Below are 14,518 nucleotides of genomic sequence, written 5' to 3' on the forward strand. Positions count from 1 at the left end.
CTATAGGGGCATAGTTTAAAGGTAGAACTAAGGTCTCCAAAACCTTCAGTGTGGGTTCGATTCCTACTGCCCCTGTTAAATCACGGTTCAATTTTCATAGTTTAATCTATGAAAATTTTTATTATTTGCCGATGTGGCGGAATTGGCAGACGCGCACGACTCAAAATCGTGTTCCGTGAGGAGTGTCGGTTCGACCCCGACCATCGGTATCATTACAAGAGTATAAACCTAAAGGGTCAATGCTTTGAGAAACCAGCGCATTGGTCTTTTTTTTTAGTATTTTAAGTTATGGAAAATAATTTATAAAAGTTCGAATAATTGTAATATATTTGATGATTTTTACGTTTCTACCTTAGATATAATAGAAACAAAGAAAGGTGGAGGGAACGGATGAGAAAACGTAAACTAAGTTTTAAGGAATTAGTAATGGATAATAAGCAGGAAATTATAAGTGATCTTAAAGCATTAGAACGAATTGAGACAAAAATTGATGATAAACATTCGGAAAAATAAGTATTTTCCTGAATAATAATAGTTGAGCAACCAAGCCGGGTTGCTCTTTTTTATTATATGAGAAAGTATTTCGCTAAGATGAGGAACAACCATCATGATAATAACGATTTCTTCACGTAAACGATTTTATGGTCCTCATTATCAAAAATAACACAAGAATCTCGTCGATAGCGGCGAGGTTTTTTTGTATGTATTTTATTAAAAATTGTAGTTTAATATTTTATCAAAAAAAATAAAACTTATTGTTTCAGTTTTTGTTCTAATGTAATATACTATATACAAATGAGTATAGCACATTTATAATAAACCTAAAGAATGTAACATATTTAATATAAACAAGGGGGTGGTAATTATTAAATTATCTAAGCGTCAGGATGAAATCCTCCAAATTGTTAAAAAAAACGGTCCTATTACAGGGAAAGACATCGCTGAGAAACTATCATTAACTAGAGCTGCACTTAGACCGGACCTTGCCATTTTAACAATGTCAGGTAACTTAGATGCAAGACCGCGCGTGGGTTATTTTTTTAATGAAAGCTATGAAACAAAACAACAGGCTAAAAGGTTTATCCACCAAAAAGTAGCGGATTATAAAGCCCATCCGATCGTTGTTGGGAAATCAGCCTCCGTCTATGATGCGATCGTTCAGCTGTTTTTAGAGGATGTGGGCACACTTTATGCGGTTGATACAAATGGACATCTTGCCGGGGTTGTTTCTCGAAAGGATTTGCTCAGAGCATCACTAGGAAATCAAAATCTAAGTGAATTACCTGTTAGTGTCATTATGACGAGGATGCCAAATATTATTACGATAAATCCGGATGAGACCTTGCTCGAAGCAGCCAAAAAGATGATTCATAATCATATTGACTCCTTACCAGTTGTAAAAGAAGTCGCGGAGCAAAAAAGTACATATTTGCTGGTAGGACGAATCACCAAAACAACAATAACGCGAGCATATTTAGAAATTATGGAAAACAAATCACCCTAAGGAGCGTGGCTGCCATTTTGGTACAGAAGGAAGTTGTTTATGTTGTATCTGACTCAGTAGGAGAAACTGCTGAGTTTGTAGTAAAAGCAGTGGCAACACAATTTAATGGCGGGCAGGTAGAAATACGCCGGAATTCCTATGTGGATGACTTTGAAGATATTGAAGATGTTATTTTATTGGCGAAAAAAGGCCGTTCGATTATAGCCTATACGATTGTTATTCCTTCATTAAAAGACTACTTAGATCGGCGTGCGAAAGAAGAAAACATTTTAGCAGTCGATTTACTAAGTCCTTTAATGAGTGCGTTTGAAACAAGCTTTAATAAACAAGCTCACCATCGACCTGGATTGATGAGGAAAATGGATGAAGAATACTTCCGAAAAATTGAAGCGATTGAATTTGCCGTAAAATATGATGATGGTCGTGACCCGAGAGGAATCGTAAAAGCAGATATTGTCTTAGTCGGTGTCTCACGTACATCGAAGACTCCATTATCCATGTACTTAGCACATAAACGGTTTAAAGTAGCCAATGTTCCTTTGGTTCCAGAGGTACCGCCGCCAGATGAACTATTCGAAATACCACGTAAAAATTGTATCGGGTTAATCATCTCACCCGATAAATTAAATGAAATTCGTAAGGAACGTCTGAAGGCTTTAGGTTTAGCCTCACAGGCTAGCTATGCAAGCTTTGGGCGAATTCTTGAGGAACTTGACCATGCCGAAAAAGTGATGAAGCGCTTAGGCTGTCCTATTATTGATGTATCGAATAAGGCAGTTGAGGAAACGGCCGGATTAATTTTAGACGTGTTAAAAAAGGAGAGGAGCTAACAATAATGGAAAAATTCGTATATTTATTTCATGAAGGAAATGGCAATATGAAAGGTTTACTAGGGGGAAAAGGGGCAAACCTGGCGGAAATGACGCGTATTGGTCTTCCGGTTCCTTACGGTTTTACAATTTCAACTCAAGCATGCAATGCATTCTATGAAGCTAGCAAAACCATCCCTACGATAGTTGAAGTCCAGACCTTAGAAGCTCTTGCACGTCTTGAAGAGAAAATGGGCAAAAAGCTAGGTGACCCCACAAATCCTTTACTAGTTTCGGTTCGTTCCGGTTCTGTCTTCTCCATGCCGGGTATGATGGATACCATCTTGAATCTTGGAATGAATGATGAAACTGTGATTGGGGTGGCCCAATTAACGAATAATCCACGGTTTGCTTATGATTCATACCGTCGATTCATCCAAATGTTTAGTAATGTTGTCCTAGATATTGATACCTACTACTTCGAACAATTATTAGAAGAAATACGCGAGGAAAAAGGCTATTCCACAGATCCTGAAATGAGAGCGGAAGATTGGAAAGAAGTCATAACAGGCTATAAAGGAATCGTTAAAAAGCATAAACGCAAGGAATTCCCGCAAGATCCTAAAGAGCAGTTATTTCTTGCCATCCATGCAGTCTTTAACTCTTGGAATAATCAGCGTGCGATTGTCTACCGCCGCCTTAATAAAATTGCTGACCATTTAGGAACGGCTGTAAATATCCAAAGTATGGTGTTTGGCAACATGGGAAATGATTCAGGCACGGGTGTAGCCTTCACAAGAAATCCATCAACAGGTGAGCATGTCCTTTACGGAGAATACTTAATCAATGCCCAAGGAGAAGATGTGGTAGCAGGAATTCGTACACCACAGCCAATCGCCACATTAAAGGACGAAATGCCTGGAGTTTATAAGCAATTTACTGATACATGCAAGCGTCTGGAACAGCATTATGAAGAAATGCAGGATATCGAATTCACGGTAGAGGGTGGCAAGCTATTCATCCTCCAAACCCGGAATGGAAAAAGGACAGCGCAGGCTGCGATTCGCATCGCGGTTGAAATGGTCGAAGAAGGAATTATTGATAAAAAGACCGCACTACTACGAGTTGACCCAGAACAATTAGATCAACTCCTTCACCGCCGGATTGATGACAAATTTGCAAAAAGAGTTTTAGCAAAAGGTTTGCCGGCATCACCGGGCGCAGCGACAGGTCAAGTCGTCTTTGATGCCGATGAAGCGGAGCAATTAAACAATGATGGTAAAAAAGTAATCCTTGTTCGTCCGGAAACGACTCCAGACGATATTCACGGTATTGTTGCATCCCAAGCGATTTTAACAAGCCGTGGCGGCATGACGAGCCACGCTGCCGTTGTTGCGCGAGGTATGGGGAAAGCCTGTATTTGTGGATGTGAAGCATTAAAGATAGATCTAAAAGCAAAACAATTTACGATTGGAGATACTCTTGTTAATTATGGTGATATCATTACAATTGATGGCTCTACCGGTGAAATCATGCTCGGTGAAATCCCAATGATTGACCCTGAACTTTCGGATGAGTTCCAGCTGTTGCTTGCCTGGGCAGACCAAGAGCGTAAATTAGGGGTTCGAGCCAATGCTGATAACCCAGAAGATGCCAAAAAGGCATTTGAATTTGGTGCAGGTGGAATTGGATTATGCCGGACTGAACATATGTTTATGGATTTAAAACGGATTCCAACCGTGCAAAAAATGATTCTTGCAGAGAATTATAATGAAAGAATGGAAGCATTGAATGAGCTTTTACCAATGCAACAAGGGGATTTCGAAGGCATTTTCGAAGAAATGCAAGGACTACCTGTCACGATCCGTTTACTAGACCCGCCATTACATGAATTTTTACCGGATAAAGAGGAATTGTTAGTGGAGGTAACTAAGCTTCAAATCTTAGATCCACAATCACCAGAATTGAAGAAAAAAGAACAATTGCTGAAAAAGGTTCGTCAATTAGATGAATTTAACCCAATGCTTGGCCATCGTGGCTGCCGTCTTGGGATGATTTATCCGGAAATTTATGAAATGCAAGCGAAAGCCATTTTCTATGCAGCTGCAAAGTTAGCTGAAAAAGGCATCGAAGTGCAGCCGGAAATTATGATTCCTTTAGTTGGCCATGTGAATGAGTTAAAGGATATGCGTAAATTGGTGATTGATGCGGCATTACTCGTCCAAGAAGAAACTGGAAAGAACTTCAAGTACACAATTGGGACGATGATTGAGGTTCCACGTGCTGCATTAACTGCGGATAAAATTGCCGAGGAAGCTGATTTCTTCTCGTTTGGTACCAATGATTTAACACAAACCACCTTTGGATATAGCCGTGATGATGCAGAGGGAAAATTCCTGCAAGCCTACATCGAAAATAAAGTGCTTCCGGAAAATCCATTTGCTGTCCTAGACCAAGAAGGGGTAGGGAAGCTTGTTGAAACAGGTGTAAAGCTTGGCCGTGCAACAAAGCCTTCACTAAAAACAGGTATTTGTGGAGAGCATGGCGGCGAAAAGAGCTCGATTGATTTCTGTTACAAAACGGGCTTGGATTATGTCAGCTGTTCACCGTACCGCGTACCGCTTGCCCGTTTGGCCGCGGCCCAAGCAACGATTCGTCACGAACAAAATAAACAAGAAGTTTTTACTACCGCATAAAATATGAAAGAGGGATGTGTGCAACTGGCACCATCCCTTTTGTTATGCTTGGAATGGGATAGTCGTACAGTTAATGCAAATACTAAAAAAAATTATTTAAAGGAGACTTATTCATGGGGGCTATTGAACGCAGCGGTTATCGATTTGTACCAGAATTTAGTGTCATTCAACAAAATGGGGCTATTCATGTCTACCATCATGATAGCTTCATTGAAGAAATCAAATTCCAGTTTGCAGGAAAGTTTCCTGAACTAGATCAGATAGAAGACCTAGTTGATCAATATTGCAATCAACATCAACTCTAAAACCGAATACTTGTTCGGTTTTTGCTTTTGTGTTAGAATAGACTCATAAAAACCAATTTCTAGAAATGGAGGGAAATCATTGAACAAATTAAATGCCATATACCCTCAAGCGATTGAACATACAAAAATGAAAATATATGAAGATATTAACCATTATTTCGAAACGAAGGACACACCGCCAACCTTTGAGCAATACCTAATTGACCGCAGCCATTATGTTGAGCAAATCTGGATCAATGTTTGGCTGAATAAGTCGACTAATGATGTACCTCGAAATGAAAAAAAGCAATTTTTAAGTGAAAAAGGCTTTGAGGTTCAGGGGATTGACCGCAAGTTGATTAACAAGTTATTTAGAGATGAAATGCGCATGTATCAGCCTTTTGATGCAATGGGCTGGATTAATGAAACATTTGCAGGGAAAGAAAATGAGTGGAAGAGCCACTATCAAGATGCGAAGGTCAATTTTATAAAGCAAGAAGAACTAAAACAACTGGAAGAACAGAGGCATTCGATTCGAAGTGAAATTGAAGACAGCGCCGTCGGGATTCTGGAAGAACAATATGAGTTATTCTATTTATTTGTTCGTTACTTTGTAGCAAAACAGTTAGTGGCTGATCTTCAAAATAATGTAAAGTTTCAATCGGTTGATACCTTTGCATTGGAAGAAAAATTAGTTGATGAAGGCCAATTCAATCCCTCAGCCTATACAACTGTGGCCACTTTTTTTGAAGAACTGACAGGGGATATCCATAAAACCATGAATTGGGGCAGGAGTTTTTATGAATATCAAACCTATTTCTTTGTTTATGAAAGCTTGATTGCTGACTATTTGTCTGAGCTTATTCCAGAAAAAATATTGGAGCAGCTTCCAGCAAACCTTAAAGAAGACTTTTATGATACTTTTCATGAAAAACTATCGGCTTCCTTCGTAAAAGGCAGCATTGCTCAGCTTCTTTACGATATCGAGGGTTATTTTATCGAGGATATCCAAGCAGAATACCTGTCTGATTTAATTAATTTGGCAGAAATTCCATTTGAAGCAAAGGTTCACAAGGAAATTTTCGATAAAGACTTACAAGCGCGTGAGCAGAAAGAAAAAGAAGTGCAAAAAGAACTCGAGCGGAAAAAAGCAGAAGAAGAGCAGATGATGAAGGACATCTTTGCAACGGAATACGACCCTTCATTAAAACGTCAGGTTCGTTATGTTCTCCATATTGGAGAAACGAATACGGGGAAAACCCATCATGCACTTGAAAGGATGAAAGATGCATATAGCGGCATATATTTAGCACCGCTTCGACTGTTAGCACTGGAGGTTTTTGATAAGTTAAATGCCGAGGGGATGCCCTGTTCTTTAAAAACCGGTGAAGAGGAAAAAGTCATTTCAGGGGCAAATCATATATCCTGCACTGTTGAAATGTTTCACGAAAAGGAGTTTTATGAAGTAGTCGTCATCGATGAAGCACAAATGATTACCGACAAAGATCGTGGATTTTCCTGGTATAAGGCGATCACGAAAGCCAATGCAGAAGAAGTACATATTATCGGAAGCAGAAATTCAAAAACGATGCTCCTGCAGCTATTAGGCAGCTCAGATATAGAAATTCATGAATACAGCCGGGATACCCCACTTGAGGTAGAAACGAAGGAGTTTCATATTAAACATATTAAAAAAGGTGATGCACTGATATGTTTTTCACGCAGGCGTGTTCTTGAAACCGCCTCACGATTGCAAAATGATGGTCATACCGTAAGTATGATCTACGGAGCTATGCCGCCAGAAACAAGAAAAAAACAGATTCAACAATTTAATTCGGGAAAAACAAAAGTGATCGTTGCTACGGATGCGATAGGAATGGGCCTTAACCTACCGATTCGCCGGATTGTTTTTTTGGAAAATGATAAGTTCGATGGGACAAGACGGCGTCTTTTGACCTCCCAAGAAGTAAAGCAAATTGCTGGCCGGGCTGGTCGAAAGGGAATTTATAATATTGGCAAAGTGGCCTTTACTCGTGATATCAGAAAAATGAGGAACTTATTGTTACAGGAAGATGAGCCAGTTCATACGTTTGCAATTGCGCCAACGAATTCTGTTTTTGAACGATTTCAACGCTATTATCACGATCTAGGTACTTTTTTTGAGTTATGGGGAAAATTTGAAAGTCCAACAGGGACAAAAAAGGCTTCCTTAGCTGAGGAAAAGTCTCTTTATCAAATGATTGCGGGCACCGAAATCGAAGCAAGACTATCATTAATGGACCTTTATGGATTTTTACATCTGCCTTTTTCGAAAAATGAGCCTATATTGACAAAGCAATGGGAAGAAAAAATGTATGCGATTATCCATGGGAGAGAGCTACCCGAACCAATTGTTAAGGAACGGAGTTTGGAAGAATTAGAACTCAGCTACAAAGCAATCGGGCTTCATCTGTTATTTTTATATCGACTGGGAGAGCGAACGACAGCCATCTATTGGGAACGTCTCCGTGAAGAGGTTAGCGATAAAGTGCAGGACCGGTTAAAAACGGATATAAATAAATTTGTTAAAAAGTGCAAAACGTGCGGGAAAAAACTGCCATGGGATCATTCGTTTCCGACGTGTGAAGCCTGTTATGCAGCGAAGACCAGAAGATATCGGTATGATGAATATTAAGAGTGACCCGAGTTCTTATTTATGGAACTCGGGGGCTTTGGATTATTTTTCTAATAAAATCAATTGAGTATGAATAAGTTAAAATAATACTCTATAATCTGTCCGTTGAAAGTGAAGTGAAAAGAGAATGCAACTATCAATAACAGTAAAAGGCCCAGGTGCTGAAGTTGTTTCTTACCTTATCGCCAAAAATCCAACCAATTTATATGAACGAGGGGAAAAAGGACTGACTGTGCGCCTCGTCTATCCGACGTTTACAAGCGAAGAAGTTCAGTTTTTAATTTATGTAAAAACGGACCCCGTTGACTTGGTAAAAAACTCATCTGATTTTTATGATATTACTCATTACATAAATGACCGTGAATTCGCGGCAAGCAGTATCTTTGTTTCCTCGATTCGTAAAGCCCTGGGAACTGCACTTAACGGGAAGCCGGCAGAGGAATATGCCTCATGGGTCGAGCATCCCTTTGAAATGGAACTAACCTTTGGGCCGATTGCCACTGATTTGAGTAATCGGGAACTTGAAGCGTTATTTGCTCCAATGGGTTACACCATTAAGATTGAATACGGGGAAAGTTTCCTTCGCGAAAAGAGTTCTGCCCGATTTATCACCCTAATAGGAAAACAAACGCTCCAGAATGCACTTAAGCATATTTCGATTTTAATTCCCGTTATTGATAACTATAAGCATTATTTTATTGATGAAAGAGAATTGGAAAAGCTGGACCGCTACGGAGAAGGCTGGCTCGAGAAGCATCCACAAAAGGCGTTCATTTTAAAACGTTCTTTACGGTTCCAAAAGATGATTTCGCAGTCAAGATTTTATGAAAAAGAGACGAAAACTGAGGAGAAGCATGAACCTCCGAAGCTCCGTTTAAATGATCTTCGCTATGAAGCCATTATTAAATATATCAAGGCCCTGCCAAAGAAAGGAACTATTGTCGACTTTGGTGCCGGTGAAGGGAAGTTATCTGTTCAGTTGGGATTTATTGAGGGAGTACAAGAGATTCTTTCTGTCGAGCCTTCCAATAAGGAACGATTAAAGGCATTGGAACGATTCGAACAAGCTAAAGAAAAACGTGGATTTGTCGAGCCCCAATCGTTAGCAGGATCGTTATTTTATTATGATGAACGGCTAATTTACAAGGATGTTATGGTTTTATGTGAAGTGATTGAACATATTGATGAATACAGGTTAGCGGGTGTATTCGAAACCATTTTTAAAGACTATCGGCCCGAAGTGTTGATTGTGACAACCCCTAATCAGGAATACAATGTTGTCTATGAAATGGATGTGGCAATGAGGCACCATGATCACCGCTTTGAATGGACAAGGGCCGAGCTTCGACAAAAAGTGGAAGCTTGGTCAAAACTTTATCCATACCAAGTAAGTTATCAAGGCATCGGTGAAGAAAACCAGCAATTCGGACAACCTACTCAAATGGTCATTTTCAAAAGGGAGGAGATATGATGACGGAAATAAATTTGCCTCATGCGGGTATTGTCTTACTTGTAGGTCCGTCCAATTCGGGTAAAACGACTTTACTAAATCAACTGATTCAAGAACAACAGATTTTTTCATCGGAAGTGGTAAGTTCCGATCAGTTTCGTGTTTTAGTTAGTGATATTGAATTTATTGATTGGAATCGGCGCCCTAAAAATGAAGCAGATGCTCTTTTTTATGAATACCAACAAATTTCAAAAGAAGCGTTTGAAGCGATGGATTATATCATTGCGAAACGTTGTGGTCTCAATAAATTAACGTTTATCGATGCTACACATTTACGTGATTATGAGCGTGAAAAATACCTGCAAATGGCAAAGAGGTATCATGTTCCAGCAATTGCAATCGTGCTGAATCTGGCAGAAACTGAATTGCTCAGACGCGATTTAGCGAGGGATTTCCCAAGGGGTAAAAACCGTATCAAGCAGCAATACCAACATTTCAAGAAGACGCTGCGCTCCATCAAAAAGGAAGGTTTTCGACGCTGTTACATATTCGGTGAAGAAGAACTGCAAGTATTAAATGTGAACCGACTTGATAATCCATTACTAATTGATGTGGGCAATGGCATAGATATTATTGGCGATATTCACGGTTGCTTTGAAGAGTTTAGCGAACTCTTGTCAGAGCTTGGCTATCGTGAAAATGAAGAGGGGTATTTTATCCACTCAGAGGGGCGGAAAATCCTTTCCCTTGGGGATGTGATGAGTCGTGGACCCCGTTCGATCGAGACGTTGCAATTTTTTCAAAAGCATGTGACAGCAGGACTAGCCTATATGATTGACAGTAATCATGGGTGGAAAATCGCCCGCTGGCTTGACGGCAAGAATGTAAAGCTTGCTCATGGTGATGAAAATGTAAAGGCCGAATTTGATGAATATGAAAGTAAATTTGGTAAAGATGAGACCGAGCGTTTAAAGGAACAAATAAAAGAACTGCTGTTAGAGGCAAAATCACATTACGTCATCCGGAAAAATGGTGTCAACGTCGCTGTTGCCGTCCATGCAGGAATCAAGGACCATTATATCGGCAAACAATCGCCGCGCATTTCCGATTTCTGTCGGTACGGAGATACGGATGGTCTCGACGAAACCGGTAAACCCGTCCGAAAAGATTGGTCCATTGCACATCAGTCTAGTGAACATATTCTTTGGGGGCATGATCCTAGAACGCAGCCATTATTGGTTAATAACACCCTCAATATTGACCAAGGTGTTGTTTTTGGCGGTAATCTAACCGCATATTGTTTCCCGGAAAGGAAATTGGTTTCTGTCAAAGCAAAAGTGGATTATGCAAATGTGCCCGACAATCCATTGAAGGAATTGGAAAGTAAGAGGCTCGCACCACCGAATATCGGAAAATTCTTAGATGGATATTCTGTATTAACAGAACAATATGGGGAAATCGCATTTTATGCGGATAGCACGAAATCAGCTTTGGATGATCTTTCTCATTATACCCTGCCCTTGGAGGAAATTGTCTATCTTCCGCCAACGATGAGTCCAACTCCGAAACCATCAAGCTTGCCTGGATATTTAGAGCACCCATCCGATGCATTTGATTACTACCAAGCGAATGGTGTGGATACCATGATTGTTGAGAAAAAGCATATGGGCAGCCGCGGCATTTTGTTTCTTTTTAAAAATAAACAAGTCGCTAAAGAGTATATCGGGAGAGAAACATTAGGTTCGATTTACACACGGACTGGCAGGGCATTTTTCAAAAAAGAACTGGAAGAACAAATTTTACAAGTGTTAAATTCAGATCTTAGTAGTTATTTTGAAAAATACGGCACGGATTTTGTCTTGATGGATGCCGAGATCCTCCCATGGAATCTGAAAGCAAAAGAATTAATTATGAATCAATACGCACATGTGGGAGAAATGGCCCTCTTTGACCGCAGAAAATTACGAGAGCAACTGAAGAAAGCTGCTGCAAACGGTAAGGATGTTGGAAGTTGGCTCGAGGAAACGGATGAAAAGATTCACAATGCCCTAGTGTTTAATGAAGTGTATCAAAAGTATTGCTGGGAAACGGAAGGTTTAGCCGGAATTCAAATTGCACCTTTTCACACATTAGCCCACAGTAATGAAACCTTTTTCGGTCAACCACATACATGGCATATGGAAAAAAATAAAGAATTTAGCGACCTTTCGGATTTGTTTTTGGAAACGGAATATCGAATGGTTAATGATGAGGACTCCATGAAGTCGGCTATCAAGTGGTGGGAAGAAATGACCGAGGATGGGCATGAGGGCTTTGTAGTCAAACCGGAGTCTTATGTGGCACGACATAAAGGTAAACTCCTCCAGCCGGCTATAAAAGTAAGAGGTCGAAAGTATTTGCATATTATCTATGGCATTGATTATTTACAACCGGAAAATTTGTCCCGACTTAAGCAGCGGAATGCTGGGAAGAAACAGCGTAATGCCTTAAAGGAATTTGCTTTAGGTGTGGAAGCGGTGAATCGCTTTGTTAGAAGAGAATCCTTGGAGCGCTACCATGAGTGTGTGTTAGGTGTCCTTGCACTAGAATCGGACCCAGTTGATCCACGACTATAGGTAGAAAAGTCGACGAACTTGTCCTGGCGGCAAGTTCGTTTTTCTATGTGGAATAACTTATTATCATTCGCCCATATGATAGTAAAGAAGGAGTGTGAGAAAATGGCTGTTCATGTAGTAACTGCTGGTGAAAATTTGTGGAAGATATCCACGAGGTATGGGGTTTCCATCCAAACGATTGTTGAGCTTAACGGGTTACCATCAGCGAATACCATTGCCCCGGGGCTTGCTTTGTATCTTCCGGATAACTTGCCGCCACTCCGTTCGTATCGTATTAAGGCTGGTGATCATATCTGGAAGTTGGCCCAGCAATTCAACATGAATCCTGCGGCGATACTTGCTGCCAATCCAGGTGTTCATCCGACGCAGTTGGTGATCGGCCAAACTATTAATATCCCATCCCCGATAAAATTAGACATGGCGACACTGGGGTTTTTAGTGCCATCATCCGAAGTCGCAAATCTAACAACTTTGAATTCTCTCGCATCACAGCTAACGTATTTAGCGGTTGTCGCTTATTCGTTTACTGAGGAAGGTTATGCCTATAATCAGGTCGAAGATAAAGCTATTGTTGCGAGAAGCAATCAATTGAACATCGTCCCATTACTGATGATTCGAAATTTGGCAGGAACTGATTTTAGTGCGGAGTTGGCAGGAAGGGTTCTGGAAAATCCTCTTTATCGCGCGAATTTGGTGGCAAGTATTGTGAATTTAGCGACGCAGCGGGGGTTTGGAGGCGTCAGTATCGACTTTGAATTTATTCCACCGGCCCGCCGGAATGATTTTATTTTGTTTCTAACCGCTTTAAAAAATGGCTTAGGTGGGTTGCTATTACATGTAAATGTCCATGCCAAAACGGCTGATATTCCGACCAATCGGATTATTGGTGCCTATGATTATGCAGGTATTAGTCATGTCGCTGATTTAGTCGCGGTGATGACCATGGATTATGGATACCCTGGCGGACCGCCCGATCCAATTGCCCCGATCTGGTGGTTGGAGCACGTCATTCAATACTCGCTTACTCAAATTAATCCTAGGAAACTACAAATTGCCATCGCATTATATGGATATGACAAGGTTGTGGGCACGAATAAAACGCATGCTCTCTCAGTAACAGCAGCGCAAAATCAAGCCATTTCGCTTGGCGGTCCGATTGAGTTCGACGACTATGCTAAATCACCGTGGTATCGGTACTGGCATGGTAGTGAGGAGCATGTGGTATGGTTTGAAGATATTAGGAGTTTTATAGAAAAGTATCGGTTAATTGATATTTATCAATTAGCTGGGACGACTTTTTGGCAAATTAGTTTGCCGGCACCACAGAATTGGGCCTATCTTAGTAAAAATATCAACGTGGTGAAGAGAATCGTTTAAATTACACGGTGGTTGGCAGGGGGGTTTTGCTTTTGCAACTCAGAAATAAAAAACACAAAAGGAAAGAATGACTACTTGTTCATAGTTTCCTTTCCTTTATAAGAAAAACGATTGAAAGTGAGAAAACCGACAGGGATCCAGATTGTGTACAGTGTATTAAGGTTTTAAATTTTTTTATATATGGGTTCCCTTCCTCCAATTACTTCCATAATCCTTCTTGCTGCTTCTTTGAGTTTATCTCCACAGAAAGAAATATGATCTTCACTAATCTTTGAAGCAAAGCCGATACAGGCAATAACCATTGTTATGTTGCCATAAGGGTTAAAAATAGGTGCTGCAACACCGAAAACATCTGGTGTATGCTCTTCATAACTTACTGCATATCCCTTTTGTTTAACCTCGTTTAAACTTTCCTGAAATGTTTCAAAATCTGTAATGGATTTATCAGTAAATTGTTTAAAATTAACCTTTTGAATAATTTCTTTCGTCCTTTCTTCCTCAAGAAATGCTAAGTAACACTTACCAAAAGAAGCACTGGTTAGCGGGAAATGCTGTCCTAATTTTACTGTCACTTGAACAGGGTTATCAGGCAGATCAAGTTCCTCCTTGGCAACATACATTAATCGATCATTGGATAATGGTTCAAGTAAAACACTTGTTAGTCTTGTTTCTTCGCATACCCACTTGAGGTATGGTTTAGCAAGCTTGAGGTAATCGGTAAACTCTGAAGCTCTAGAGCCTAAGATGATAAGATATGGCCCAAGGTTATACTGTTTAGAATTATCATCATATGAGACATAGCGATAATGATTTAATAATTTTAGAATTCTATGACAAGTACTTTTATTTATTGATAAATTCTTAGAGATTTGTGAGAGGGACCGTTCCTTACTTGTATAACGACTTAAATATTCTAGAATTTTAATAGAGGCCTCTAGAGCAGGAACCTCTGATTTTTCCTTTTCATTTTGTTTTTGCATGAGCAAGCTCCTATTCAAAATTCCTGTACACTATACAGGTGTAAGTTGGGTTAAATTATAATTGTCACCATACTGTTTGTCAATATTGATAATTTTCTAAAAATTACATTGACTTATGAAGTAGATTAA

The 14,518-nt window shown here is 39.9% G+C and carries 10 protein-coding genes and 2 tRNA genes; 11 read left to right on the top strand and 1 reads right to left on the bottom strand.

From position 1 onward, the window contains the following. The first annotated feature begins 4 nt into the window (after positions 1 to 4). From BDR01S_RS15455 to BDR01S_RS15500, 11 genes are all read left to right on the top strand, one after another. A tRNA-Trp gene (locus tag BDR01S_RS15455) sits at positions 5 to 75 on the top strand. 52 nt (positions 76 to 127) lie between these two features. Next, positions 128 to 209: transfer RNA gene (locus BDR01S_RS15460), tRNA-Leu, on the top strand. Positions 210 to 390: 181 nt separating this feature from the next. Beyond that, entirely contained in the window at positions 391 to 513 is a 123-nt protein-coding gene (locus tag BDR01S_RS24955) for an FbpB family small basic protein (protein ID WP_082797449.1), read from the top strand. 349 nt (positions 514 to 862) lie between these two features. After that, positions 863 to 1,504, top strand: coding sequence for a transcriptional regulator CcpN (gene ccpN / locus BDR01S_RS15465; protein WP_082797451.1), 642 nt, complete (start codon positions 863 to 865; stop codon positions 1,502 to 1,504). 17 nt (positions 1,505 to 1,521) lie between these two features. Beyond that, positions 1,522 to 2,334, top strand: a complete 813-nt coding sequence (locus BDR01S_RS15470; protein WP_066260157.1) for a pyruvate, water dikinase regulatory protein — start codon at positions 1,522 to 1,524, stop codon at positions 2,332 to 2,334. A gap of 5 nt (positions 2,335 to 2,339) precedes the next feature. Continuing rightward, positions 2,340 to 5,009 (top strand): pyruvate, phosphate dikinase, encoded by a 2,670-nt coding sequence (ppdK, locus tag BDR01S_RS15475; RefSeq protein WP_066256325.1) that lies wholly within the window; start codon positions 2,340 to 2,342, stop codon positions 5,007 to 5,009. Positions 5,010 to 5,122: 113 nt separating this feature from the next. Further along, positions 5,123 to 5,314 carry a YbxH family protein gene (locus BDR01S_RS15480; protein ID WP_066256320.1) on the top strand — a complete coding sequence of 64 codons (192 nt, stop codon included), beginning with the start codon at positions 5,123 to 5,125 and terminating at the stop codon, positions 5,312 to 5,314. A gap of 79 nt (positions 5,315 to 5,393) precedes the next feature. Then, a complete protein-coding gene (locus BDR01S_RS15485; protein ID WP_066256317.1) occupies positions 5,394 to 7,967 on the top strand; it encodes a DEAD/DEAH box helicase in 2,574 nt (857 codons plus the stop codon). 127 nt (positions 7,968 to 8,094) lie between these two features. Further along, complete coding sequence (locus tag BDR01S_RS15490; RefSeq protein WP_066256314.1) at positions 8,095 to 9,438, top strand: methyltransferase domain-containing protein; 1,344 nt, start codon at positions 8,095 to 8,097, stop codon at positions 9,436 to 9,438. Beyond that, on the top strand, positions 9,438 to 12,032 hold the full coding sequence (locus BDR01S_RS15495) for a polynucleotide kinase-phosphatase (protein ID WP_218007874.1): 2,595 nt from the start codon (positions 9,438 to 9,440) through the stop codon (positions 12,030 to 12,032). Before BDR01S_RS15490 ends, BDR01S_RS15495 begins: the two co-directional genes overlap by 1 nt. Before the next feature lie 102 nt (positions 12,033 to 12,134). Continuing rightward, positions 12,135 to 13,409 carry a LysM peptidoglycan-binding domain-containing protein gene (locus tag BDR01S_RS15500; protein ID WP_066256309.1) on the top strand — a complete coding sequence of 425 codons (1,275 nt, stop codon included), beginning with the start codon at positions 12,135 to 12,137 and terminating at the stop codon, positions 13,407 to 13,409. Between the two features lie 164 nt (positions 13,410 to 13,573). Here BDR01S_RS15500 and BDR01S_RS15505 read toward each other — a convergent pair whose 3' ends face one another. Then, a complete protein-coding gene (locus BDR01S_RS15505) occupies positions 13,574 to 14,389 on the bottom strand; it encodes an IclR family transcriptional regulator (protein WP_066256306.1) in 816 nt (271 codons plus the stop codon). Between the last annotated feature and the right edge of the window lie 129 nt (positions 14,390 to 14,518).

The sequence above is a fragment of the Neobacillus drentensis NBRC 102427 genome, from assembly GCF_001591445.1.
GTDB lineage: Bacteria > Bacillota > Bacilli > Bacillales > Cytobacillaceae > Neobacillus > Neobacillus drentensis.